Raw genomic sequence first — 25,444 nt, forward strand, 5'->3', positions numbered from 1 at the left:
AAATAATTATAAAATCGTACTTTTGCAAACTGAAAAACAAGTATTATGATTATTGTAAAATCACGTGAAGAAATAGAATTGATGCGCGAAAGTGCGTTGATCGTATCAAAAACATTAGGAATGGTAGCTTCTGAAATAAAAGAAGGAGTTACTACTTTATATTTAGACAAATTAGCCGAAGAATTTATTCGTGATCATGGTGCAGTACCTAGTTTTCTAGGATTATATGGGTTTCCAAACTCATTGTGCATGAGTCCAAATTCTCAAGTGGTACATGGAATTCCAAATAACAAACCATTAGAAAGTGGCGATGTAATTTCTGTAGACTGTGGCGCTTACAAAAACGGATACCATGGTGATCATGCCTATTCCTTTGAAATTGGTGAAGTAGCTCCAGAAACCAAAAAATTACTACAGATTACTAAAGAATCTTTATATGTAGGAATCCGAGAATTAAGATTGGGAAACCGCGTAGAAGATGTTGGAAATGCCATTCAGAAATACACAGAAGCTCATGGTTACGGAGTAGTTCGTGAATTAGTAGGACACGGCGTGGGTCAAAAAATGCATGAAGATCCTGAAATGCCTAATTATGGTAAAAAAGGAAGAGGAAAACTTTTTGTAGAAGGAATGGTCGTGGCAATCGAGCCCATGATCAATCTTGGAACAAGAAATATAAAACAACACAAAGACGGTTGGACTATTACAACAGCCGACGGAAAACCGAGTGCCCATTTTGAGCATGACGTTGCTATAATTGATGGTAAACCAGAGATATTATCCACTTTTGCTTATGTGTATAAAGCGTTAGGAATTGTTAGTAATGAAGAAGATGAATTTAGAAAAACACCTTTAGTTCTGTAATGAAGAAACTTTTTAAACTCGTACTCAACACCATACCGCGCCCATTACTGATTCGTTTAAGTTACGTGGCACGTCCTATTATCGCTTTTTCATTAAAAGGAAACAAATTTACCGATCCTATTGACGGAAAAAGTTTTAAATCGATGTTGCCTTATGGCTACGAAACGCAAAGAAACAATGTTCTTTCTCCAAGTACACTTTCACTAGAAAGACATCGATTATTATGGTTGTATCTTAAAGATGAAACTGATTTTTTTACTTCTAAAGAAAAAAAGAAAGTGCTGCATTTCGCACCAGAACAAGCCTTCTATAAACTATTTAGAAACCAGAAAAATTTAGATTACACTACTACGGATTTATTTTCTCCTCTTGCAGATGTAAAAGCAGATATTTGTAATTTACCTTTTAAGGACAATCAATACGATGTTATTCTTTGCAATCACGTATTAGAACATATTCCGGATGATACCAAGGCAATGCAAGAATTATATCGTGTTCTAAAACCGGGCGGAATGGCTATTTTACAAATTCCTCAGGATTTAAAAAGAGCAGTTACTTTTGCAGATGATACGATTACCGATCAAAAAGAACGTGCTAAAATTTTCGGACAGTACGATCATGTTCGCATTTACGGAAGAGATTATTTTGATAAATTAAGAAGTATTGGTTTTAGCGTAGTTGAAGAAGATTATACTAAGAAAATTGAACCCGAATTAGTCGAAAAATATTGCTTAGCTAAAGGAGAAATTATTCCTGTTTGTTTTAAATAAGATAGTGTTTTAGCAAAAAAAGATTCAAATCTGAATTCTATATAATTTGTTATATTTACCTCTCAGACATTTAGAAAGATGATTAAAACTATTTTCGCCAACTTTTTTCTGCTTTTTACAGTTAGTTCTTCTTTTGCACAAGCAGAAAAAGAGGTGGTTCCTCCTTACAATATCAAAACAATTTCATTTGTTCAAAACGAACAAAACATAATCCCAATCTTAAATTTGGGTGAAGGTTTTCAGTTGCAATTTGATGATCTTTTTGGCAACGAAGCCAATTACTATTATGAAATAATTCACTGTGATTATAATTGGATTCCTTCTGGATTACCCAAAAATGAGTATCTAGAAGGTTTTGACAATCAACGCATTCAGGATTACACCAATTCTTTTAATACTTTACAAATATATTCGCATTATAAACTATCGATTCCCAATCAATTTACCCGAAAATTAAAAATCAGTGGCAATTACATGATCAAGATTTTAGATGAAAACAAAGAAGTTGTTTTTTCTAGAAAACTTATATTATGCGAAGATTTAGTTTCAGTTCCCCTGCAAGTTAAACGCGCACGAACGGTTACTAATATGGATACGAAACAAAATTTAGATTTTGCCATTAGATCCAATACGATTACTTTTCAAAACGCATTAAAGAACGTAAGAGTGGTAATTATGCAAAATGGTCAACTAAATAACGCCATCAAAAATGTAGTACCACAATATACAATTGGCAATGAGTTGATATATAAATACGATGCAGAAACACAATTTTGGGCTGGTAATGAATTCCTGTATTTCGAGAATAAAGACATCAGAGCTGCCGCGAATAATGTTGGAAAAATAGACTCTGACACAGCCATTTATGGTTCTCGATTGTACACAAATGCTGCAAGAGCTAATTTACCTTATTCTTTCAGTCAAGACATCAACGGAAATTTTGTTGTTAAAAATATAAATGCATCAAATAGCGAAATCGAAGCAGATTACGCTTGGGTTTATTTTAGCCTTTCGGCTCCCAGTTTTAGACTTAACAAAGATATTTATGTTACGGGAATGTTTAACAACTACAATCTTACACCAGAATATAAACTCGATTACAATCCTAAAAAAGCAACTTACGAAAAGGCGATTTTAATTAAACAAGGATTCACAAATTTTCAATACACCATTGCAGACAACAAAGGAAACATTGATTTTGAAAATGCGATTGATGGTAATTTTTATCAAACAGAAAATAATTACACCGTTCTGGTTTATTACAGAGAAGGAATAGACCGTTATGACAGAGTAGTTGGAAAAGGCAGCGCAAGTTCTGTAAATAGTACCAACTAAAAATTCTTTTTTGATAATTGGCAAATCGACATCTATTTTTTGTAATTTTGACGACAACAAACACGATTTTACACACTTATTATGGTTTCTCAAATAACAAGAGGCATAAAAATATCTGTATTAACTAGTTTTGAAGGAACTTACTTCAAGAACTACAAGTTACACTTTGCCTTTAGTTACCAAATTACAATAGAAAACCACAGTAAAGATTCTGTACAATTAATTTCTCGTCATTGGGAAATTTTCGATTCATTAAATGATATTGAGGTTGTAGATGGCGAAGGTGTAATAGGAAAAAAACCTGTTTTAAAACCAGGTGAATTACATACCTATAGTTCCGGTTGCTTGCTCTCCTCGCCCTATGGCGCTATGAAAGGGTATTTTAACATGATCAACTTTACCTCTACCAAAAACTTTAAAGTTATTGTACCGTCTTTCAGATTGTGTGCTCCATTTGCTTTAAATTAGATTTTTAAACTCTGTTAGAAGCCAATCCTGCTCTCCAATACAAGTTTTCATGTTCTCGTTTGTTTTTTTCTAAGCAAAATAAGGAGCTTCAAAAGTCGCTCTTATTTTACAAGAAAAAATACAACGATACCACAAAAAGCTTTCCTTTTCTATCAGGGCTAAAAAGCAACTATAAACAAGTTTAGTCTTTACTTAACAACATAAAATATCATTTCTTTAAAGAATCCTTCGTACTTTTGTTTTTTATTTAAAAACACAACGAAGATTTTTAATTTTATAATTTTACAACTATGTTAAAAGGATTTTTTCATGTACCAAAAGCGGTAAACGAGCCTGTAAAAAGCTACGCACCTAATTCACCAGAAAGAGCAGCTGTACTTGCAGCTTACAAAGCAATGTGGAATTCTAAAATTGACGTTCCTCTTTATATCGGAAGCGAAGAAATTAGAACTGGAAATACTAAAACAATGTCAGCACCTCACGATCACCAACATATCGTAGGTACCTACCATTTAGCAGAGAAATCTCATATCGAGGGCGCAATAGCAACAGCACTAAAAGCAAGAAAAGCATGGACAAATATGGCATGGGAACACCGCGCAGGTATTTTCTTAAAAGCTGCTGAATTGATTGCTGGACCATATAGAGCAAAAATCAATGCTGCAACAATGATTGCACAATCTAAATCTATATATCAAGCAGAAATTGATGCTTCATGTGAGTTGATCGACTTTTTACGTTTCAACGTACAATACATGACGCAAATTTACAGCGAGCAACCAAAGTCGAATTCAGACATGTGGAATCGTGTTGAATACAGAGCATTAGAAGGTTTTGTATACGCTATTACTCCATTTAACTTTACTGCAATTGCTGGAAACTTACCTGCAAGTGCAGCATTAATGGGAAATGTAGTAGTTTGGAAACCAGCAGCTACTCAAGTATATTCAGCTAACTTGTTGATGCAAATCTTTAAAGAAGCAGGATTACCTGACGGTGTAATCAATATGGTAATGGGAGATTCTGGAATGGTAACGGAAACGTTATTAGCAAGTCCAGATTTTGCAGGAGTTCACTTTACAGGTTCAACAGGAGTTTTCAATGATATTTGGGCAAAAATTGGAACAAACATCAGCAAATACAAAACATACCCTAGAATTGTAGGAGAAACTGGAGGAAAAGATTTTATTATCGCGCACCCATCAGCCAACCCAAAACAAGTTACCACAGGAATTGCTCGTGGTGCATTTGAGTACCAAGGTCAAAAATGTAGTGCTGCTTCTCGTGTGTATGTGCCACAAAGTTTATGGCCAGCGATTAAAAGCCAATTAGAAACTGATTTGAAATCGATGAAAATGGGTTCTCCAGAAGATATGAGCAACTTTATTACTGCTGTTATCTCTGAAGCTTCATTCGACAAATTAGCGAAATTTATTGATCAAGCTAAAAAAGATACAGATGCTGAAGTTATCATTGGTGGAAACTATGATAAATCTAAAGGTTATTTTATCGAACCAACTGTCATCTTAACAACAAACCCTAAATACACTACAATGGAAACTGAATTATTCGGACCAGTTGTAACCATTTATGTGTATGAAGATGCTAAATGGGCAGAGACTTTAGAATTAGTAGACACTACTTCTGAGTATGCTTTAACTGGTGCAGTTTTCAGTCAAGATCGTTATGCAATTGAAGAAGCTACAGTAGCGTTACAAAATGCTGCAGGTAATTTCTATATCAATGACAAACCAACTGGAGCTGTAGTAGGAATGCAACCATTTGGTGGAGCAAGAGGATCAGGAACGAATGATAAAGCAGGTTCTATGCAAAACTTATTGCGTTGGACATCTGCAAGAACAATCAAAGAAACTTTTGTAACTCCAGAAGATTATAGATATCCGTTTTTAGGAGAGTAATTAATCGTCTTAAAGTTTTAAAGTCGAAAGTCGTAAAGCACTTTATTTAATACCAAAAAGCCGAATCTAACTTATTAGATTCGGCTTTTTACTTTAAGTTATTTACTTGGCTGTTCTATCGACTTTACGACTTATCAAACCACAAACTTCAATGGTAAGTGCACTACTTTCTTAGTTTCAAAAAACTCATCCTCAAAGAAATCAGCTAAATTATACTCCGTTGCTTTTGGAAAGTCTTTTAATTCTTCCGTTAAATCGCCACCTTTCAAATACAAAATTCCATTTTTCAATTCGTGTTTGTTATTCTTTTTGATTTTGGTTTTTACCCAAGAAACGAAATCCGGCATATTGGTAACGGCACGACTCACAATAAAATCGAAATCACCTTTTACCAATTCAGCACGCAATTGTTCTGCTTTTACATTTTTTAATTCTAAAGCATCAACAACCCCTTGCACTACTTTTATTTTTTTGGCAATAATATCAATTAAATGAAAACGAGTTTCGGGAAAAAGAATCGCCAAAGGAATTCCAGGAAAACCACCGCCAGTTCCTACATCAAGAACATAAGTTCCGGGTTCAAATTTTATAATTTTAGCAATTCCTAACGAATGCAAAATATGCTTGGTATATAAAGCATCTATATCTTTTCTCGAAATAACATTAATTTTTTCATTCCAATCATGGTATAAAAAATCTAGTTTTTCGAACTGCTCTTTCTGAATATCAGTTAAATTGGGAAAATATTTAAGAATCTCGTCCATCACTTATTTTTTTAACAAAAGTAACACTTTAGAGTTAAAATTTTTATCTCATTTTTGCATATCCAAAAATTTATAATAATTACCTTTGAAACTTATTAAAGACATATGAATAATACAGCTCCAACTTTTGCAAAGCAAGATAATCTGAAATTTTTCAGAACCCTTAACTCTCGGGTTAACAATTACTTTAAGGAAAATAAAATCCAGAAAACAGGTAATTGGAAATTATACTTAAAAACAATAATCTTATTTACTGTTTTTCTAGCACCCTATTTCTTAATCCTAACCTTAGATATGCCTTTTTGGGCGCATCTTCTATTGACAATTGTAATGGGAATTGGAATGGCAGGCGTAGGAATGAACGTAATGCACGACGGAAATCACGGATCCTATTCTAATAAAAATTGGGTTAATAAATTTATGGGAGGAACTATTTATGTTCTTGCTGGAAATGTGTACAACTGGCAAGTACAGCACAATGTGTTACACCACACGTATACCAACATTCCAGGGCACGATGAAGACTTAGATGCAGGACGCGTTATTCGTTTTACCAAAGATGCCAAATGGTACAATTTTCACCGTTTTCAACAATATTACTCTGTTTTTCTTTATGGTTTATTAACTTTCAATTGGGCTATCACAACAGATTTTAGACAAATGAGAAGTTACTTGAAACGAAAATTATCTTACGGAGAAGCGAAAAGCCCAAAAATACTTTGGACCACTTTAATAATCACAAAAGTAATTTATGTGACTATTTGGATTGCTTTACCTATTATCATAGGAATCACGTGGTGGAAAGTGCTTATTGGTTTTTTTATAATGCATTATACTGCTGGATTAATTTTGAGTGTTGTATTTCAATTAGCACACGTTGTAGAGGAAACGACCAATCCTTCTCCAAATGAATTAGGCGAAATGGACAATACGTGGGCTATTCACCAGTTGTTTACCACAACAAATTTTGCTCCAAAAAACAAAATTGTTAACTGGTATACAGGTGGTTTAAATCACCAAATTGAGCATCATATTTTTCCAAATATCAGCCACATTCATTACGGTAAAATTGCCAAAATAGTAAAGGAAACAGCTCAAGAATGCAACCTGCCTTATTACGAATATAAAACGATGAGAAGCGCTGTTATTGCACACTTTAAACATCTAAAACAATTGGGTATGAAACCTGCTCTATAAAAACAGCATTTAAAAACTCAATTTTCTTTTACAAGACCGCAACATAACTATTATTAACCACCCTGATTTTTACAGCAACTCAGGGCAATCAACACTTTTTATAATGAACAACCCACTTTCAGACAGAATTAACAACCTATCTACATCACAAACATTAGCAATGGCAGCATTAGCTAGAGAATTAAAAGCAGAAGGAAAAGACATCATCAGTTTAAGTTTAGGAGAACCTGACTTTAATACACCTGACTTTATCAAAGAAGCAGCAAAACGAGCCATTGATGAAAATTATAGCACTTATTCTCCCGTTGATGGATATGTAGAACTGAAAGAAGCAATTTGCAGAAAATTTAAAAGAGACAACAACTTAGAGTACAAACCTTCTCAAATTGTAGTTTCTACTGGAGCAAAACAATCTTTATATAACATTGCACAAGTCATGCTTAATGATGGAGACGAAGTTATTTTGCCCGCTCCATACTGGGTTTCCTATTTCGAAATTGTAAAATTATCTGGCGGAGTTCCTGTAGAAGTTCCTACCTCAGTAGAAACCGATTTCAAAATTACACCAGAACAATTAGAAGCAGCAATTACTCCTAAAACAAAAATGATCTGGTTTAGTTCTCCCTGCAATCCTAGCGGATCTGTTTACAGTAGAGACGAACTAACAGCATTAGCACAAGTATTAGATAAATATCCAAACATATATGTTGTTGCCGATGAAATTTACGAGCACATTAATTTCTCGGGAACTTTTTGTAGCATCGCCTCTATACCAGGAATGTTAGAAAGAACAATTACCGTAAACGGAGTAGCTAAAGCCTTCGCAATGACAGGATGGAGAATTGGTTACATTGGCGCACCAGAATTTATCGCAAAAGCGTGTACCAAAATTCAAGGTCAAGTAACTAGTGGAGCCAACAGTATTGCACAACGCGCTACCATAACTGCCGTTGACGCTGATCCTTCTGTATTAAACGATATGGTTCAAGCGTTCCATAGTCGTAGAGATTTAGTAGTAGGATTAATCAAAGAAATTCCAGGAATGAAAATTAACGTTCCAGAAGGCGCTTTTTATGTATTTCCAGACGTTTCTGCATTCTTCGGAAAAACATTAAAAGGAACTTTAATCAAAGATGCGAATGATTTCTCTATGTACCTTTTGGGTGAAGCTAACGTAGCAACAGTAACTGGTGAAGCTTTTGGTAATGCAAACTGCATCCGTTTCTCTTATGCAACTAGCGAAGACATTCTTAAAGAAGCCTTACGCAGAATAAAAGAAGCTGTCGCTTAATTAAAATACACTTTCACAATATAAAAATAGTTTAAGGTTAGAAGTTTTATCGCTTCGATCTTAAACTATTTTTTTTGGGCGTAACCCTGCTTTCACTAAAGTTACAGCACGGTCGGGCTATACGCTTCAATCTTTTTTATTATTTCGCTATCGCTTCATAATAAAAAAGGATTTTCACTACTATCCCTTACGCGTGTAAAATCAATTCTAATAAAAAGCTCTTTTAGATTAAATTTGGTGCTTACAATAGCAAAAAAACTATTAGAATTTAATTATACATTCTAATTGAAAATTGAACTTTATTATTTCAACCTGATTATTATTTAAAATTAAGTTTCATAAAAGCAGCACTAAAGAATACTATAAATATTTTTTAAAATTGTGTAATACAATTTATTACAAGTTTCTCCAACTTTGTATTATACATTAATTAAAAAATTATACCATGTTAAATACAGATGAAACCACAAAAGAAACAGTAAGCACATTAGAAGGATTAATTTCAATTCTAGAGGATGGAAAACTAGGATATACCAATGCAGCAGAACACGCTGAAGAGGCATCAATAAAATCTGATTTTATACAATATGCTCGTGAACGTTCCCTTTTTATTGTAGAACTTCAAGATGAAATAAACAGACTAGGAAAATCAACTGATGAGTCTGGTGGAGGAGCTTTAGGAGCGCTACACCGTACTTGGATTGACATTAAAGCGTCGTTTACTGGCGGAGATACAGAAGCAATTATAAACGCTTGTATTACTGGAGAAGAAGCTGCAATTGAGAAATATGAAGAGGTTTTGAAAAAAGACCACTTACAAACCAACCAAATTGCTATGATCACGAAACAATTAAATAGCATTCAAAGTACTTTAACTAAAATTAAAGCAAAAAAAATATCTTAATTACTATTAGAATATTTTTATATAAAAACCACTTAGCTTGTGCTAAGTGGTTTTTATTTTTTAATAACTATTTACATATATGGTGTACTGAACTCCAATTTTAATCGAATTAATAAACCTTTATAAAAAACTCTTTTTATAATTCTATTTATTTTTAAAAAAACAGCTATTCGTTAGAAATCTTGGATAATTAATTAGACCTTTGCAGACTTTTTTGAGGGAACTCTAAAAAGACTAAAGTTTTAAAAATTAACAATTTATCATCAACTAGATGAAAAAGAAAATAGAAATACTTGCTCCAGCAAAAGATTTAATACACGGAATGGCAGCCATCAACAGTGGAGCCGACGCAGTATATATTGGAGCACCACAATTTGGAGCACGCTCTAATGCAACGAACTCGATCGAAGATATAGCTGAATTAGTAAAATATGCTCACTTATTCCACGCCCAAGTTTTTGTTGTAATCAACACCATCTTATACGATAATGAATTGGAAACGTGCCGTCAGATGATTTGGAAATTGTACGACATTAAAGTAGATGCGCTTATCGTGCAAGATATGGCAATCATGGAAATGGAGTTACCTCCAATCGTTTTACATGCAAGCACACAAGCGAACAACCGCGATGCTGACAAAATTAAATTCCTGAAAGATGCTGGAATGAAACGTGTCGTTTTAGCTAGAGAATTAAACCTTCATCAAATAAAAACAATTAGTACAGCATCAGATGTAGAATTAGAGTTTTTTGTAACAGGCGCTTTGTGTGTTTCCTTTAGTGGAAACTGCTACATGAGTGTTGCCAATGGAGAACGCAGCGCCAACCGCGGTTCATGCGCTCAAAACTGTCGTTTGCCTTACAACTTAATTGACGGACACGGTGAAACATTAATCAAAAACAGTCACTTACTTTCTATAAAGGATTTTGATGTTTCAGACCAAATCCCAAACTTAATCGAAGCGGGAGTTTGCTCTTTCAAAATAGAAGGCCGATTGAAGGATATTGTATATGTAAAAAATAATGTTTCATATCTAAGACAAAAACTAGATGCTTTTCTAGAAGGAAATGACAGCTACACTAAAGCTTCTTCGGGAAAATGTACTTTTACTTTCGATTCTGCTTTAAACAAAAGCTTCAATCGGGGATACACAGATTATTTTGTAAACGGAAGAGACCAATCTATCGGGTCTTGGGAAAGTCCAAAATCAAAAGGTCAATATATTGGTAAATTAATCAAAACAATTGGTAACGCTTACCAAATTGAAAATGGAGAACTACTTAACAATGGCGATGGACTTTGCTACATAAACGAAAACAATGAAGCAGATGGAATTTATGTAAATAAAGTCGAAAACGGCTTAGCCTATCCCAATGTTTTAAAGGAATTAAAAGAAGGTACTTTTATTTACCGCAATAATGATGCTGCCTTTATCAAAATCGTAGAGCGCGAAGATAGTGCGGTTCGAAAAATAAGTACTACTTTATTATTGACCGAAAATGAAAATGGTTTCGAATTAATCGCTACTGATGAAGACGGTTTTGTGAGCACAGTTAATCTAGAACATGCTAAAGAGCAAACTAAAAACAACGAATCTATTGCCGAAAATATAAAAACACAATTGGGTAAAACAGGATTCACTCCTTATAAAGCCGATGAAATTAATGTGATGTTTTCAGAAAACTGGTTTCTACCTATTTCAAAAATCAATGAAATGAGACGTACTGTTTTTGAACAATTATCAGCAATTCGTATGGCTGGCTACAAAGTTGAAGAACACCAATTGGTTAAAACTTCACATCCTTATCCTGAAACTAAATTAGATTTCATGTACAATGTATCTAACAAATTGGCACGTAAATTTTATGAGCGTCACGGTGTTACGGAAATAGAAAAAGCATTTGAATTACAATGGGAACCAGGAAAATCTCGTGTAATGACTACTAAATATTGCATCAAATACGAATTAAAAAAATGCCCTATACATCAAAAAGAAATTATGGGCGAGAAATTAAAAGAACCTCTAGTCTTAAAGCAAGGCGAACTAGAATACAAATTGAAATTCAATTGCAAGCCTTGTGAAATGGAAATTTGGGAAAAAGATGCTGAGTTTGAAATTGAAGAAGATCATTTTCATTAATTGAGAAGTAAAATAAAAGCGTTCAAAAATTTATTTATAAATTTTTGAACGCTTTATTATTTCTAAAAATCAGTAATTTATCGATTTTTATTAAAGAATCTAATAAAATCAATTGCTCTTATTTATTTTTTTTAGTCGGTTTCTTTTTTGTAACCTTAGTTGCTTTTGGCTTTGCTACCTCTTTTGCATCCGATTTTACCTCTGCTTTTACTTTAGACTTTGGTTTAACATTATATAAGTTTACTACCTCTTCTATATCATCATACTTATATTCTTTTTCTTCAATCTTTTTCGCAATTTCTTGATTATCATTAAAATAATAGACTGCAAATTCTCTGAAAAAAGCATTATACCCTACAGAAGCTCCGTTTGAGCTCAAAGACACAAGTGTTGGATAATCTTCGTTTTTTCTTTTTAAGTAGTGATGTACTTCTTCAGAAACCACTTTCATTTTTCTAATTTTTATTTTATCTGCTTTTGTCTTTCCTTCTTTAATAGCATCACCCTCAACCTTAGCGTCTTTAATTCCATAGGACAATCCTCCTAAGTATAAGGAGACTTTGCCTTCCATTGTTTTACAAATCCAGCCTTCTTTTTCAATCTTTGTCTCTTTTCCTTTTGCTTTATATGTTTTTGTTTTAGTATAAAAGAAAGTATAAATCAACTTTTTATTTTCATCAAATATCTGTACAGAGTCAATGTCTTTACCAGCAAATTTTTCGCTTTTATCAGCGACTCTCACTTTTATTCTTTTTTCCTTAAAACCTGGAAAATGCACTAGCCCACTAACATTTTGATTGTCCTTTTTAAAAACAATACCTTCTGCTTTCTGTTGCCCCATTCCCACATTGAATGTAATTTGGGAGTATCCTAATGTAGTTAGAAATAAAGCAGTGATCAATAAAAAAAAATTTGTTTTCATTATTTTTTGAATTATAATTATGATTTAAAAACCCACAAATATATAAATATAGTTCTCTTTTTGTGAGAAAATTCAATTTAAGTTATTCAAAAGTTATAACCATAAATTAAAATAAATTTTAACGTATTATAAAAAGTGTTTTTCTATTTTTACTACTCAATTAAGATGAGATAAAATGAAAATATTACTTCTAGGTTCTGGCGAGCTGGGTAAAGAGTTTACCATTGCAGCACAAAGAATCGGACAAAAAATAATTGCTGTCGATAGCTACGCAAATGCACCAGCGATGCAAGTTGCGCATGCTTTTGAAGTTATCAATATGTTAGACGGAGCAGCTTTAGACCGTATTGTTGCCAAACATCAACCTGACTTTATTGTCCCAGAAATAGAAGCGATTCGTACGGAACAGTTTTACAAGTACGAAAAGCAAGGAATTGTAGTTGTTCCTTCGGCGAAAGCGGCCAACTTTACAATGAACAGAAAAGCAATTCGGGATTTAGCTTCAAAAGAATTAGGATTAAAAACGGCTAATTATCGCTATGCAACCACCGCTGAAGAACTACATAAAGGAGTTGAAGCAGTAGGAATGCCTTGCGTTGTAAAACCGTTAATGAGTTCGTCTGGAAAAGGACAATCTACAATAAAGACAATTGCCGATATTGATAAAGCATGGAATTATGCCGTTGAAGGTTCCCGTGGTGATGTAGTAGAAGTAATCGTCGAAGCATTTGTCCAGTTCAATTCGGAGATCACTTTACTAACTGTTGTTCAAAACAACAATCCCACCTTATTTTGCGCACCTATTGGTCATAGACAAGAACGTGGCGATTATATGGAAAGTTGGCAACCTGCACGTATTTCCGACAAGGACTTGTATGAGGCACAAGATATGGCCGAAAAAGTTACCGAAGCATTAGGTGGCGCTGGTCTATTTGGCGTTGAGTTTTTTCTAACAGATGAAGGCGTTTATTTCTCGGAGTTATCACCTCGTCCGCATGATACAGGAATGGTCACCTTAGCAGGAACCCAAAATTTCAATCAATTTGAATTGCATTTAAGAGCAATTTTAAGTTTACCTATTTTTGAGATTACTCTAGAAAAAGCAGGTGCTAGTGCTGTTATCTTAGCTTCAGAAAATTCAGAAAATCCAAGCTATTCCGGAATCGAAAAAATAGCAGCTTTACCAAAAACTGACTTTAGAATCTTTGGAAAACCAACTTCAAGACCCAACCGAAGAATGGGAGTTGCACTTGCAAACGACATTCTAGAAACACCTATTGAAGAAATTGTGGAAAGAGCAAAAAATGCTGCTACCTTAGTAACCGTAAATTTATAATTATGAAAAAAATAATAGTAGCAACATTTTTATTTTTCGCAGTAGCATTAAGTGCTCAAGAAAAAAAAGAGGAAATAAAACCACAAATTGTAGAAGCCGCTTGCGGTCAATGTCAATTTGATATGAAAGGACATGGCTGCGATTTAGCCGTTCGCATTGATGGGAAATCCTATTTTGTAGATGGCACTTCAATAGATGCACATGGAGATGCACATGCTAATGACGGTTTTTGTGCTGCAGTCAGAAAAGCAGAGGTCGTTGGAAAAATAGTTGACGATAGATTTAAAGTAACTTCTTTTAAACTAGTACCTAAAAAATAAAAAGAAAGGCTTGCAATAAATACTGCAAGCCTTTCTTTTTACTACTTCTTTTTCATACTCGATTTTAGATTAATATTTTCGAATGTTGAAATATCAATTATTTCTTCTAAATCTAAATCAAAGGAAACTGAAATACTATCTCCGATAATTGTTACGGGCAACTGACTTGATATTTGAGAAGAACCCACGAAAATATTAGGATAATCTTTCACTTTAAAATAATAAAAGCTATTTCCGTTTTTAACATCATTTTGAATTCGAGTAACTACTGATTTTACTGTTTTTTTATTAGAGACACTATTGGGATTTATCTTGTTATCCGCCATATTATAGACGTTTTTAAAAGCGGTCAATGTTTCTCTCATCGTATTTCCTACTCCAACAATTGTATAATCGGAAATATCAACCATAGCAAACATTTTTACCAAACCTCCATCATCTTTAAGCGTCATCACATAAGCAGGTATATTATTGATGTTATACGGAATAGGCAGCGAAGCTTTATATCCTTTTTCTTGAACTTTCCCTTCGGCTGAACTTTGAGCAGCAAATTCTGTCGCTCCACTTTGCTTATAAAAGGTCGCTTCTTTTGTTCTAGTATCTACCAATACAAAACCTACCGCTGATTCATCTTTTCCTACTGATGTTAATCCGGTGTACCAATACGATTTGTTGTCTTTTCCGTATACTAAAGTCAAACCTTCAGTCGTTTGCAATTTATCAGCATTAGATAAGTTCCAATACCCATGTACATATTTTCCCCAATAATTCAATTGATTTTCAATAAAATCTAAAGGTTGGATTCTATCTACCCATTGCGGTGTTTTAGCAATTGAATATTCATTAATAGCACCTGATTGCGCATCAACTACAATAACTCCCGTGGCATCTTTTCCCGCAAAACCAATTTTTTTAGCATACTTAGTGATTACCCAAAACGGGTTTCCTTCGTCATCAATTTCAAAACTAAAATCAGTTAAACCTACGGTTACAAATCCATTAAAATATACATGTCGGTGCAATTCACTTCCAAAATAAGCTCCGGGTTGATACTTAATTTTTATAGCTTTTCCGGCCACATGTTGCACTAATTTTACATCACGCTCATTGGTTGCAGAAACCATTACGTATCCTGCAGTTCCCTCTTGATTATTAAACCATTTTAAAAGTCCAGAGTGCAATAATGGAGCGATCCAATAGAGCTCGCTACCTACTTTTTGAATGCAAAAATCACCTAACTCCACTTGACTCCCTAACGCTGGCTGTGAACCCAATATCTTTTCTCCCAGCAAATACGCTAATTTTTCATCGACCACTCGGATTTTATCTATAGAAATTGGTGCAATATGATTTGTAATTTTTTGTCCGTCTTTAACTTCTCCTATCAATTTTTGAAAGGAATCAGTTCGCAACATTTTCGTACTAGTAATAAGTGGTAATAAAATACAATATGCTAAAATTAATCCTACTAGAACATATAAATACTTACTTGGCATAGCTGCAAGCTTTACCTGCTTTGTTTTTTCTGAAACCGTTAAACCACTAGAATATACAATAACTAGCATAACCAATACTAATAAAATAAAAGCAAATCCAGTAAAACCATAGTTTATTACTGGCAAATTGATGTAAAATAATATGAAGGCTACAATAGCAAGTGCTATAACGGATAGAATTTTTTTCATGACTTTCTTTTTATACTTCATTAGTATAAAAGTTAAAGATATGTTACAAAAATTGCTGACAGAATTACAAGGACCAAGCATTCTGTCATGAATATTGCTATTTTTAATTCCTTAAGGTAAACAAAAGAGATTTTTTTAAATAGGGTAAAAAATAGTATTTTTGCATTTGATTCCTTTTTAATAGAAGAAATTGGTAAACAATAAAAAGATAAATATGAAAGCATATGTATTCCCGGGTCAAGGCGCACAATTCACAGGAATGGGCAAAGACTTATATGAGAATTCTCCACTAGCAAAAGAATTGTTTGAAAAAGCAAACGAAATATTAGGTTTCCGCATCACAGACATTATGTTTGAGGGAACTGCAGAAGAATTAAAAGAGACTAAGGTTACGCAACCAGCAGTTTTCTTGCACTCAGTAATTTTAGCAAAAACATTAGAAGATTTTAAACCAGAAATGGTAGCAGGTCATTCATTAGGTGAATTTTCAGCTTTAGTTGCCAATGGTACTTTATCTTTTGAAGATGGTCTTAAATTAGTTTCAAAAAGAGCACTTGCTATGCAAAAAGCTTGCGAAATTAAGCCTTCAACAATGGCAGCAGTTTTAGGATTAGCAGACAATATCGTAGAAGAAGTTTGCGCTTCGATTGACGGTGTTGTAGTAGCAGCAAACTATAACTGTCCTGGACAATTAGTAATTTCTGGTGAAACGTCAGCAGTTGAAAAAGCGTGTGAAGCCATGAAAACAGCTGGTGCAAAAAGAGCTTTATTATTACCTGTAGGCGGAGCATTTCACTCGCCTATGATGGAACCAGCAAGAGAAGAACTGGCGGCAGCTATTGAAGCAACTACGTTCTCTACTCCTATTTGCCCCGTTTATCAAAATGTAACTGCAACAGCAATTTCATCACCAGAGGAAATCAAGAAAAACTTAATAATCCAATTGACTGCTCCCGTAAAATGGACACAATCGGTACAGCAAATGATCGCTGATGGCGCCACTTTATTTACAGAAGTGGGCCCTGGAAAAGTATTAGCCGGTTTAATTGGAAAAATTGACAAAGAAGCGGTTACCGCGAATGCATAATATTAGTTAACAGTGATCCGTTTTTATGGGTCAGTCTATTTTAAAATAAAAAATCCTCATAAATACATTTTTATGAGGATTTTTGTTTTATAATCTATTCGCTTCTTCGCAATGATTATTTAATATTCCAGTAATCAAATAATTTTTGCCAGAATTTTCGAAAAAAACATACCAAGTGGTTCGTTTATTAGAGTTGTAAAAAATATAATTTGAACCAAGATATTTTAATTCTTGCGGAGTTTTCCGATTTGGAAAGTCTCTTATATTATCAGAAACAAATTGTATTAATTTTTCTAAATACTTGTCTGCATTTTCTTGATAAGAAAAGTATTTTTTATTGAATAATAAAAATACTAAATCATCGAAATAATCTAAAATATCATTTTTATAAATTATTTTTTCCAAGGATACTTACTTATTCGTTTCTTCATTTCTGATAAAAGCTCTTCAGGTGTATATCCATTTTTGAATTCCTTATCAAAATCGAAATTTTCTCCAATACCCTTTTGTTTTAAAGTAGTTTTGTAAGCCGTAATTGGTTCTTCCGCTTTGTTTGAATTTTCTATTTTATCGTTCATAATGAATGTATTAGCGAAACAAATTTACAAAAAAATCCCAAACCATCATTTTGATAATTTGGGATCTTTAATAAATATCAATTTAAAAATCTAACCTCTAATTTTCTGTTCCCATTTCCAAGCACTTGCCATCGCTTCTTCAAGCGTAGATTGTGCTTTCCAACCTAGAACATTATTTGCCTTGTCCGTATTGGCGTAAGCCGAAGTAATATCTCCTTCTCTGCGTCCTACAATTTTGTATGGCAATTTTTTACCGCTCACTTTTTCAAAACTATTTATCACTTCTAAAACAGAACTTCCTGTTCCTGTTCCTAAATTAAAGGTTTCTACTTTTGCTGTGTTTTTTTTGTTTATTAAACGCTGTAAAGCTATTACATGGGCTTTCGCCAAATCTACAACGTGAATATAATCACGAATAGCCGTTCCGTCTGGTGTTGGATAATCGTCGCCGTACACAGCCAATTCTTTTCGCAATCCAAAACCTGTTTGAGTAATAAATGGTACTAAGTTTTGAGGAACACCAATAGGCAATTCACCAATTTCAGCAGATGGATGGGAACCAATAGGATTAAAATAACGCAACAAAATAGCATTAATATTGGTCACTTTTGCGGTATCAGTTATGATTTCTTCTCCTACCGCTTTTGTATTTCCATAAGGAGAAACGGCCTGTTGAAGTGCTGCATCCTCCGTAATTGGCATCTTTTCGGCTTGACCGTAAACCGTACAAGAAGAACTGAAAATAAAATTGGCTTCGGGTTTTTGTTGTAATTGTTGTAACACATAAATCAGTGCACTGATGTTATTTTCATAATACAACAAAGGATCTTCAACACTTTCACCTACCGCTTTTGAAGCTGCAAAATGAATTACACCAGATATATCACTATTCCTTTTGAAAAAATCTTGTACTTTCTCTTTTTCGCGTAAATCTAAATTTTCAAAAATGGGCTTTTTGCCTGTAATTTTTTCAATTCCATCTAAAACACTCAAAGAAGTATTAGAAAGGTTATCTACAACAACAACCTCAAAACCTTCGTTTTGCAATTCAACTACGGTATGAGAACCAATAAAACCTAAACCTCCTGTTACTAATACCTTCATTTTTATTAATTATTTTGCTTCAAGAATCTATTTTAAAAATTCTAAAACGCTATCTGTAATGTATTTAATTTGTTCATCATCTAATTCCGTATGCATTGGCAATGATAACACTTCTTGCACCAATTGATTCGTTACTGGAAAATCTTCTTCTTTGTAACGCGTATCTAAATAAGCTTTTTGAGAATGTAATGGAATTGGATAATAAATAGCACATGGAATTCCTTTGTCTAATAAATGCTGCATTAATCCATTTCTATCTGCCGCAATAATACGCAATGTATATTGATGAAAAACGTGACAATCACAAATATCACAAATCGTTGGTGAAATGATATTTTTATGTCCTTCAAAAGCGGCTGAATATTTTCTAGCGGCGTCTTGTCTTGCTTTGTTGTATTGGTCTAATAAAGGTAATTTAGCATTCAGAACAGCTGCTTGAATACTATCTAAACGAGAATTTACACCTACAACATCATGGTGGTAGCGTTCGTACATTCCGTGATTTACAATTCCACGTAATTTATGTGCTAAAGCATCATCATTAGTAAAAATAGCACCTCCGTCTCCATAACAACCAAGATTTTTAGAAGGAAAGAACGAAGTTGCACCAACATGACCTATCGTTCCAGCTTTCTTTTTTGTTCCGTCAGAAAACTTGCAATTAGCACCAATTGCTTGCGCGTTATCTTCAATTACATATAAATTATGTTCTTTGGCAAGAGCCATAATAGCTTCCATATTAGCCGCACGACCAAATAAATGAACCGGTACAATGGCTTTTGTTTTTGGAGTAATGGCTTTTTTGATTCCTTCAATAGAGATATTCATGTTAACTAAATCAACATCTACTAAAACGGGTGTCAATTGTAGCAAGGCTATAACCTCAACAGTAGCAGCAAAAGTAAAATCGGCAGTAATTACCTCATCTCCTGGTTTTAAATCTAGACCCATCATTGCAATTTGCAAAGCATCGGTTCCGTTTGCGCATGGAATTACGTGTTTTACTTCTAAATAATTTTCTAGAGATTTTTGAAACTGATGAACTTGAGGTCCATTAATATAAGTATTGGTTTCTAAAACTTCTTGAATTGAACTATTTACACTTTCTTTTATCTTATCGTATTGACTTTTTAAGTCAACCATTTGAATTTTTTTCATTGATTTTGCTTGTTTAAAGTTCGAAAGGATACTGTTTTTAAAAACAACGAACTCTTTCTAAAAACGAAGAACAAAAATAGTTATTATTGAGTTCAAACCAATGAACACCACTTAAAATAAATTCTATTTTGATGAAATAAAAAAGTGAAGCTGTAACAAAATAAATTTTAAGCATTTCATTCGAAGAAACTAAAATAAAGAAACCGTATTTTAGCCCCAAATTCTAAAAGATGCTTTTTCTCTATAACTTAGTGGTTCAATTTGCTGGTTTTTTATTAAAAATCACAGCCATTTTCAGTCCTAAAATTAAACTTTTTGTAGAAGGACGAAAAGATGTTTTTTTAACATTGCAACAAAAAATAAATCAATCCGATCAAACAATTTGGTTTCATGCCGCTTCTTTGGGCGAATACGAACAAGGTTTACCTGTTATAGAAGCTGTAAAAAAACAATTTCCGTCTCATAAAATCATTCTTACTTTTTTCTCGCCTTCTGGTTATGAGGTTCGAAAAAACAACTCTGTAGCAGATGTAACAGTTTATCTTCCATTAGACACCAAGAAAAATGCGGATAGATTTTTAGAATTAGTGCAACCCGATTTAGTTTTTTTTATCAAATACGAATATTGGCCCAATTATTTAGCGGGGCTTAAAAAACGAAATACAAAGACTTATTTAATTTCTGGAATATTAAGAGAAAAGCAACTTTTTTTTAAATGGTATGGTGGTTTTTACAGAGAAGCATTAAACGCTTTCACTTACTTTTTTGTACAAAACGAAAAGTCTAAAAAACTCTTGCAAAGTCTAGGCAAAACAAATGTTTCAATTTCTGGAGATACTCGATTTGACAGAGTGGCTACCATTTTAGAAAAAGAGAATTCATTAGATTTCATTTCTCAATTTAAAGACAACAAAACCACAATTGTTATAGGAAGTTCTTGGCCAAAAGATGAAAACTTATTGATTGATTTTATCAATTCAAACGCAATGAAAATTAAATTTATAATTGCGCCACACAACATCAAGAAAGAACAAATTCAACAATTAAAGAGTAGCATCACTAAAAAAACAGTTTTATTCACTGAAAAAGAAGGACAGAATTTAGCTGATTTTGATGTTTTTATTATTGATACTGTTGGCATTCTAACAAAGATTTATAGCTATGCAGATATTGCTTATGTTGGTGGAGGTTTTGGAAATCCTGGTGTTCACAATTTATTAGAACCAGCTACTTTTGGTGTTCCAATTGTCATCGGACCTAACTATTCTCATTTTCCAGAAGCAACCGCATTAGTCAATATGGAAGGTTGTAGTGTTATAACAAATGCTAAAGAATTAAAAGAAACCTTTATAAACCTAATTCGGAATGATGATATTAGGAATGAAAAAGGACATATTTGCGAAACTTTTGTACAAATGAATAAAGGGGCTACTTCTATAATTTTAAAAAATATTTTAAATGATACATTTTAAACCATTAGTCACTACAGATATAGAAACCATAGTGTTGTTGATGCAGGATTTCTATGCGATAGACAATTATCCTATTGACCTAAAAGTTAGTAAATCTTTATTTAAGGAATTCATTGCCAATGAAAATCTGGGAAAAGCATGGCTTATTTTGAACGAAGATGAAATTGTGGGTTATGTGATTCTAACTTTTATTTTCAGTTTTGAATACCAAGGAAAAATTGCTTTTTTAGATGAATTGTACCTAACCAAACAAGCTAGAGGCAAAGGAATTGGAGGTCAAACTGTATCATTTGTTAAGGATAAAAGTACAGAATTGGGATTAAAATTAATCTACTTAGAAATAGAAAATCACAATCAAAATGCACAAAAATTGTATATTGCCAACGGTTTTGAATTGCATAATCGAAAATTAATGGCCCACAAAATCAAGTAAAATTGCAAACTAAATATATAAACATGAAATTTTTAAAACTATTCCTATTATTATTTGTTATTCAGACACAAGCCCAACAAGGCGGTATGTGGATTCCTTCCTTACTAAAAGGCATGAACGAAACAGAAATGAAAAATCTAGGCATGAAAATGTCTGTGAAAGAGATTTACGATGTAAACCAATCTAGCATGAAAGATGCCGTTCCTCATTTTAACGGTGGTTGTACTTCTGAAGTAATTTCTCCAAAAGGATTAATACTAACCAATCACCATTGTGGATATTCTCAAATTCAATCGCACTCTACAGTAGATCACGATTACCTTGCAGATGGTTTTTGGGCTTATAAAATGGAGGACGAATTACCAAACGAAGGTTTGACCGTAACATTTATTGTAAAAATTGAAGATGTAACGACAGCTGTATTGAACGGAACAGCTACACTTACAAATGAAGCAGAAAAACAGAAAAAAATCCAAGAGAACATTTCAGCATTAAGCAACTCTCTACCAAAGGAAAGTTGGCAAGAAAACAAAATTCGTACATTTTATGAAGGCAATCAATACATGCTTTTTGTAACAGAAACTTTTACGGATGTTCGTTTGGTGGGCGCTCCACCGACCTCAATAGGAAAATTTGGATCAGACACTGACAACTGGGTTTGGCCACGTCATACAGGAGATTTTTCTTTATTCAGAATTTATGCTGACAAAAATAATCATCCAGCAAAATACTCAAAAGACAACGTGCCTTATACACCAAAACACTTTTTACCCATTTCACTTGATGGTGTAGCCGAAGATGATTTTACTTTAGTATTTGGCTATCCAGGAAAAACAAATGAGTATTTACCCGCAGTTGCAATTGAGCAAATTGTAAATGAGTTAAATCCAGCAAAAATAGAAATTAGAGACAAAGCCTTGAAAGTTGCTGATGGTTTTATGCGAAAAGACAATGCTATCAAAATTCAGTATGCTTCAAAATATGCTAGTATTGCTAATTATTGGAAAAAGTGGATTGGAGAAACTCAAGGATTAAAAAAATCAAATGCTGTAGCTGTAAAAAGAGAAGCAGAGAAAGCTTTTCAACAAAAAATAGTTAAAGCAGGGAAAGAAAAAGAATACGGAACACTATTAGCTGATTTCGAAAAAAACTATGCTGCAATCGCTCCTTATGCCGTTGCAAGAGAATATTTTATGGAGACAGTGCAACGCAATACAGAAATGCTTAGCACCGGATTTAAATTATACCAATTAGAACAAGTTTATAACGCTAAAGGCGAACAAGCTTTCAACGACAGAAAAACTAATTTAATTAGTAGTTTGGCAGATTTTTATAAAAACTTTAATGCAACAGTTGACGAAAAAGTTTTTGAACAATTGATTGATTTGTATGCTAATCAATCATCTAAGCAATTTTTACCAAAAGGATTAACGAACATTAATGCTAAAAATTTAGCTTCAGAAATCTATAGTAAATCCAAACTTAAAGATTACGACAGCTTGAAAAAATTACTTTCTGGCGATGCAAAAACTGTAATAGCAAACTTAAATGCAGATCCCGCTTTTATCTTAGTAAAAGAATTATCAGATAAGTACACTAAAGAGATTGCACCAAAATATGATGAAATCAACTTAGAGATCACCGCATTGCAACGTACTTACATGAAAGCACAATTAGAATTAAACACGGACAGCCGTATTTTTCCAGATGCCAATAGTACTTTAAGAGTTACTTACGGAAAAGTAAAAGGATACGAACCTAAAGATGCTACTCTTTATACACCAATAACGTATTTAGACGGTGTAATGGAAAAGTATATTCCTGGAGATTATGAATTTGATGTTCCTGCAAAACTAATTGATTTATACAAAACTAAAGATTACGGTCCGTACAGCGAAAATGGAAAAATGCCAGTGAATTTTATAGGCACCAATCATACTACAGGAGGAAATTCAGGAAGCCCTGCAATTGACGCTTATGGGAATTTAATTGGACTTAATTTTGATCGAGTTTGGGAAGGAACAATGAGCGATATCTATTATGACCCTAGTATTTGTAGAAATATAATGGTTGACATAAGATATGTTTTATTTATTATGGACAAATATGCTGGTGCTAAAAACTTAATTAGCGAATTAAAATTAGTTCACCCAAAACAAGGTAAAACACTAAAAAAGAAGACCTTAAGTAAAAAATAAATTAAAAAAAGGGTTAAATTAGCGATATTAAAAACTAATTTAACCTTTTAATCAACTGGCATAATAATTGCTATTTAAATGAACGTTGGTGAAAAATATTATTTTTTAAAAAAAAAATAAAAATATATTTTACATATTAAAAAATTTATATCTTTGCCACGAATTAATAATTAACCTTTTATAATAAATTAAGATGAAAAAAGTATTTTTAAGTTTAGCTGCTGTTGCTGTATTAACTGTTGTATCATGTAAAAAAGCTGACGCTTCTGCTGAAGAGTCTGCTAACGCTGTTGATTCTGCTGCTATGGTAGTTGATTCTGCTGCTATGGTTGTTGATTCTGCTGCTACTGTAGTTGATTCTGCTGCTGCTGTTGCAACTGATGCTGCTGCTACTGCTACTGAAGCTGCTGCTGAAGTAAAAAAATAATTAGAACTTAAATTCTAAAAATTTTAAAGCCATCCCGCTAAGCGAGATGGCTTTTTTATTTCCTATCACTAGACTTCATAAAGAAACAAAGTGATTAATAAAAAAAAAGAGAATGTCTTTACTAATAAAGACATTCTCTTTTTTTATTAATCAACAACAAGGTTAGTCCTGAAAAATAAAATCATTGCCTGAAAAATCTAATATTTCAGAAACCGATCCATAACGTACAATTTCATCGATCCCTTTTTGCAAACGCAATGAAGTTGTATATTTTCTACTAGTGGCAAAATGAACGCCATCCAACATTAGTTTAAAATAGAATTTTCCAGTTGAGGATTTAAATTTTAAAAAATCTGCTGTTTCTATTTCACGCTTAAATCTTTCAATATCTTCTTCACACTCAAACTTAAGCTCATAACTGAGACTAGTAAAAACCACTTTCCCTTTTCTAGAAGTAAAAACAAATTTATACTCATCATTAAATCTTCTACTAATAACAAAAGCCCCCATAATTTACTTTAAATAAATTTGACAATCAAACCGAATAAACACATCACTACTCGCTTCATTTTTTAAATTATGACATATCACCCATAAACTTCTTTATCTACTATAAAACACAGTCATTTGATGCTAAAAACTAATTATAACATTAGTTAATGTAATTTACTAGGCACGATAAAACATAGAGATTGTATTACTTTGAATTACACCAATAAATCTGAAGTAGTCATTTTATAAAATAAAAAAAGCTCCAAACATAGTTTGAAGCTTTTTTAGTACTCAGAGCGGGACTTGAACCCGCACGAACATTGCTGTTCACTGGATTTTAAGTCCAGCGTGTCTACCAATTTCACCATCCGAGCATTATGTGGTGTGGAGCGAAAAACGGGGCTCGAACCCGCGACCTCGACCTTGGCAAGGTCGCGCTCTACCAACTGAGCTATTTTCGCATTTTCAATTCTTTAAAAGAACCACAATACTTGTTGTGTATTGCGGATGCAAATTTAGGACTTTTATTGAGTTACGCAAGATTTTTTTATAAAAAAATACAATAAAAAAGCTAAACTTC

General features: G+C 33.2%; 24 protein-coding genes and 2 tRNA genes. 16 read left to right on the forward strand and 10 right to left on the reverse strand.

Features of this window, described 5'->3' with window-relative positions; translation table 11 throughout:
- Positions 1-45: 45 nt before the first annotated feature.
- From map to pruA, 5 genes are all read left to right on the forward strand, one after another.
- Positions 46-864, forward strand: coding sequence for a type I methionyl aminopeptidase (map, locus tag MW871_RS09335; protein ID WP_188048810.1), 819 nt, complete (start codon positions 46-48; stop codon positions 862-864).
- The gene (locus MW871_RS09340; RefSeq protein ID WP_248428345.1) at positions 864-1,634 is read left to right on the forward strand and encodes a class I SAM-dependent methyltransferase; all 771 of its coding nucleotides are present in this window, start codon (positions 864-866) and stop codon (positions 1,632-1,634) included. The genes map and MW871_RS09340 overlap by 1 nt, the downstream gene beginning before the upstream one ends.
- A gap of 78 nt (positions 1,635-1,712) precedes the next feature.
- Positions 1,713-2,969, forward strand: coding sequence for a type IX secretion system plug protein (locus MW871_RS09345; protein ID WP_248428346.1), 1,257 nt, complete (start codon positions 1,713-1,715; stop codon positions 2,967-2,969).
- Between the two features lie 81 nt (positions 2,970-3,050).
- A complete protein-coding gene (apaG, locus tag MW871_RS09350; protein ID WP_188048813.1) occupies positions 3,051-3,437 on the forward strand; it encodes a Co2+/Mg2+ efflux protein ApaG in 387 nt (128 codons plus the stop codon).
- Between the two features lie 290 nt (positions 3,438-3,727).
- A complete protein-coding gene (gene pruA / locus MW871_RS09355) occupies positions 3,728-5,356 on the forward strand; it encodes an L-glutamate gamma-semialdehyde dehydrogenase (RefSeq protein ID WP_188048814.1) in 1,629 nt (542 codons plus the stop codon).
- A 134-nt stretch (positions 5,357-5,490) separates the two neighbouring features.
- Here the strand turns inward: pruA and rsmG are convergent, their stop codons facing one another.
- Positions 5,491-6,120, reverse strand: coding sequence for a 16S rRNA (guanine(527)-N(7))-methyltransferase RsmG (rsmG, locus tag MW871_RS09360; protein WP_210644539.1), 630 nt, complete (start codon positions 6,118-6,120; stop codon positions 5,491-5,493).
- Between the two features lie 105 nt (positions 6,121-6,225).
- On the opposite strand from rsmG, the gene MW871_RS09365 reads away from it, so the two are divergent.
- The 4 genes from MW871_RS09365 to MW871_RS09380 all read left to right on the forward strand — a co-directional run bounded on the left by MW871_RS09365 (position 6,226) and on the right by MW871_RS09380 (position 11,652).
- Positions 6,226-7,317 (forward strand): fatty acid desaturase family protein, encoded by a 1,092-nt coding sequence (locus MW871_RS09365; protein WP_188048816.1) that lies wholly within the window; start codon positions 6,226-6,228, stop codon positions 7,315-7,317.
- A gap of 103 nt (positions 7,318-7,420) precedes the next feature.
- Entirely contained in the window at positions 7,421-8,608 is a 1,188-nt protein-coding gene (locus MW871_RS09370) for a pyridoxal phosphate-dependent aminotransferase (protein WP_248428347.1), read from the forward strand.
- Between the two features lie 445 nt (positions 8,609-9,053).
- Entirely contained in the window at positions 9,054-9,512 is a 459-nt protein-coding gene (locus MW871_RS09375; RefSeq protein ID WP_188048819.1) for a ferritin-like domain-containing protein, read from the forward strand.
- Between the two features lie 271 nt (positions 9,513-9,783).
- Positions 9,784-11,652 (forward strand): peptidase U32 family protein, encoded by a 1,869-nt coding sequence (locus tag MW871_RS09380; RefSeq protein ID WP_248428348.1) that lies wholly within the window; start codon positions 9,784-9,786, stop codon positions 11,650-11,652.
- 118 nt (positions 11,653-11,770) lie between these two features.
- Here the strand turns inward: MW871_RS09380 and MW871_RS09385 are convergent, their stop codons facing one another.
- Positions 11,771-12,574: a hypothetical protein gene (locus MW871_RS09385; RefSeq protein ID WP_248428349.1), complete on the reverse strand. Its 804-nt coding sequence runs from the start codon at positions 12,572-12,574 to the stop codon at positions 11,771-11,773.
- Between the two features lie 175 nt (positions 12,575-12,749).
- On the opposite strand from MW871_RS09385, the gene purT reads away from it, so the two are divergent.
- Complete coding sequence (gene purT / locus MW871_RS09390) at positions 12,750-13,910, forward strand: formate-dependent phosphoribosylglycinamide formyltransferase (protein ID WP_248428350.1); 1,161 nt, start codon at positions 12,750-12,752, stop codon at positions 13,908-13,910.
- Between the two features lie 2 nt (positions 13,911-13,912).
- Positions 13,913-14,230 (forward strand): DUF6370 family protein, encoded by a 318-nt coding sequence (locus tag MW871_RS09395; protein WP_248428351.1) that lies wholly within the window; start codon positions 13,913-13,915, stop codon positions 14,228-14,230.
- A gap of 41 nt (positions 14,231-14,271) precedes the next feature.
- On the opposite strand, the gene MW871_RS09400 is transcribed toward MW871_RS09395, so the two are convergent.
- On the reverse strand, positions 14,272-15,915 hold the full coding sequence (locus MW871_RS09400; RefSeq protein WP_248428352.1) for a hypothetical protein: 1,644 nt from the start codon (positions 15,913-15,915) through the stop codon (positions 14,272-14,274).
- Between the two features lie 214 nt (positions 15,916-16,129).
- Between MW871_RS09400 and fabD the strand changes: the two genes are divergently transcribed.
- Positions 16,130-17,002, forward strand: a complete 873-nt coding sequence (gene fabD / locus MW871_RS09405; protein WP_188048825.1) for an ACP S-malonyltransferase — start codon at positions 16,130-16,132, stop codon at positions 17,000-17,002.
- An 87-nt stretch (positions 17,003-17,089) separates the two neighbouring features.
- Here fabD and MW871_RS09410 read toward each other — a convergent pair whose 3' ends face one another.
- The 4 genes from MW871_RS09410 to MW871_RS09425 all read right to left on the reverse strand — a co-directional run bounded on the left by MW871_RS09410 (position 17,090) and on the right by MW871_RS09425 (position 19,872).
- Positions 17,090-17,407 carry a hypothetical protein gene (locus MW871_RS09410; RefSeq protein ID WP_188048826.1) on the reverse strand — a complete coding sequence of 106 codons (318 nt, stop codon included), beginning with the start codon at positions 17,405-17,407 and terminating at the stop codon, positions 17,090-17,092.
- On the reverse strand, positions 17,395-17,580 hold the full coding sequence (locus MW871_RS09415) for a hypothetical protein (protein ID WP_188048827.1): 186 nt from the start codon (positions 17,578-17,580) through the stop codon (positions 17,395-17,397). Before MW871_RS09415 ends, MW871_RS09410 begins: the two co-directional genes overlap by 13 nt.
- 90 nt (positions 17,581-17,670) lie before the next feature.
- Complete coding sequence (galE, locus tag MW871_RS09420; protein WP_210644556.1) at positions 17,671-18,684, reverse strand: UDP-glucose 4-epimerase GalE; 1,014 nt, start codon at positions 18,682-18,684, stop codon at positions 17,671-17,673.
- Positions 18,685-18,711: 27 nt separating this feature from the next.
- Complete coding sequence (locus tag MW871_RS09425) at positions 18,712-19,872, reverse strand: DegT/DnrJ/EryC1/StrS family aminotransferase (protein WP_345799455.1); 1,161 nt, start codon at positions 19,870-19,872, stop codon at positions 18,712-18,714.
- Between the two features lie 200 nt (positions 19,873-20,072).
- On the opposite strand from MW871_RS09425, the gene MW871_RS09430 reads away from it, so the two are divergent.
- The 4 genes from MW871_RS09430 (at position 20,073) to MW871_RS09445 (ending at position 24,372) form a co-directional block, all read left to right on the forward strand.
- A complete protein-coding gene (locus tag MW871_RS09430; protein WP_248428354.1) occupies positions 20,073-21,314 on the forward strand; it encodes a 3-deoxy-D-manno-octulosonic acid transferase in 1,242 nt (413 codons plus the stop codon).
- Positions 21,301-21,747, forward strand: a complete 447-nt coding sequence (locus MW871_RS09435; RefSeq protein WP_188048831.1) for a GNAT family N-acetyltransferase — start codon at positions 21,301-21,303, stop codon at positions 21,745-21,747. The genes MW871_RS09430 and MW871_RS09435 overlap by 14 nt, the downstream gene beginning before the upstream one ends.
- A 23-nt stretch (positions 21,748-21,770) precedes the next feature.
- Entirely contained in the window at positions 21,771-23,945 is a 2,175-nt protein-coding gene (locus MW871_RS09440; protein WP_248428355.1) for a S46 family peptidase, read from the forward strand.
- Positions 23,946-24,138: 193 nt separating this feature from the next.
- Positions 24,139-24,372, forward strand: a complete 234-nt coding sequence (locus tag MW871_RS09445) for a hypothetical protein (protein ID WP_188048833.1) — start codon at positions 24,139-24,141, stop codon at positions 24,370-24,372.
- 162 nt (positions 24,373-24,534) lie between these two features.
- Here MW871_RS09445 and MW871_RS09450 read toward each other — a convergent pair whose 3' ends face one another.
- From MW871_RS09450 to MW871_RS09460, 3 genes are all read right to left on the reverse strand, one after another.
- Complete coding sequence (locus tag MW871_RS09450) at positions 24,535-24,882, reverse strand: DUF1508 domain-containing protein (protein WP_188048834.1); 348 nt, start codon at positions 24,880-24,882, stop codon at positions 24,535-24,537.
- Positions 24,883-25,152: 270 nt separating this feature from the next.
- Positions 25,153-25,238, reverse strand: a tRNA-Leu gene (locus MW871_RS09455).
- 11 nt (positions 25,239-25,249) lie between these two features.
- Positions 25,250-25,325, reverse strand: a tRNA-Gly gene (locus MW871_RS09460).
- Positions 25,326-25,444 lie beyond the last annotated feature (119 nt).

The organism is Flavobacterium pygoscelis (assembly GCF_023162025.1).
In the GTDB taxonomy this organism is placed as follows: domain Bacteria; phylum Bacteroidota; class Bacteroidia; order Flavobacteriales; family Flavobacteriaceae; genus Flavobacterium; species Flavobacterium pygoscelis.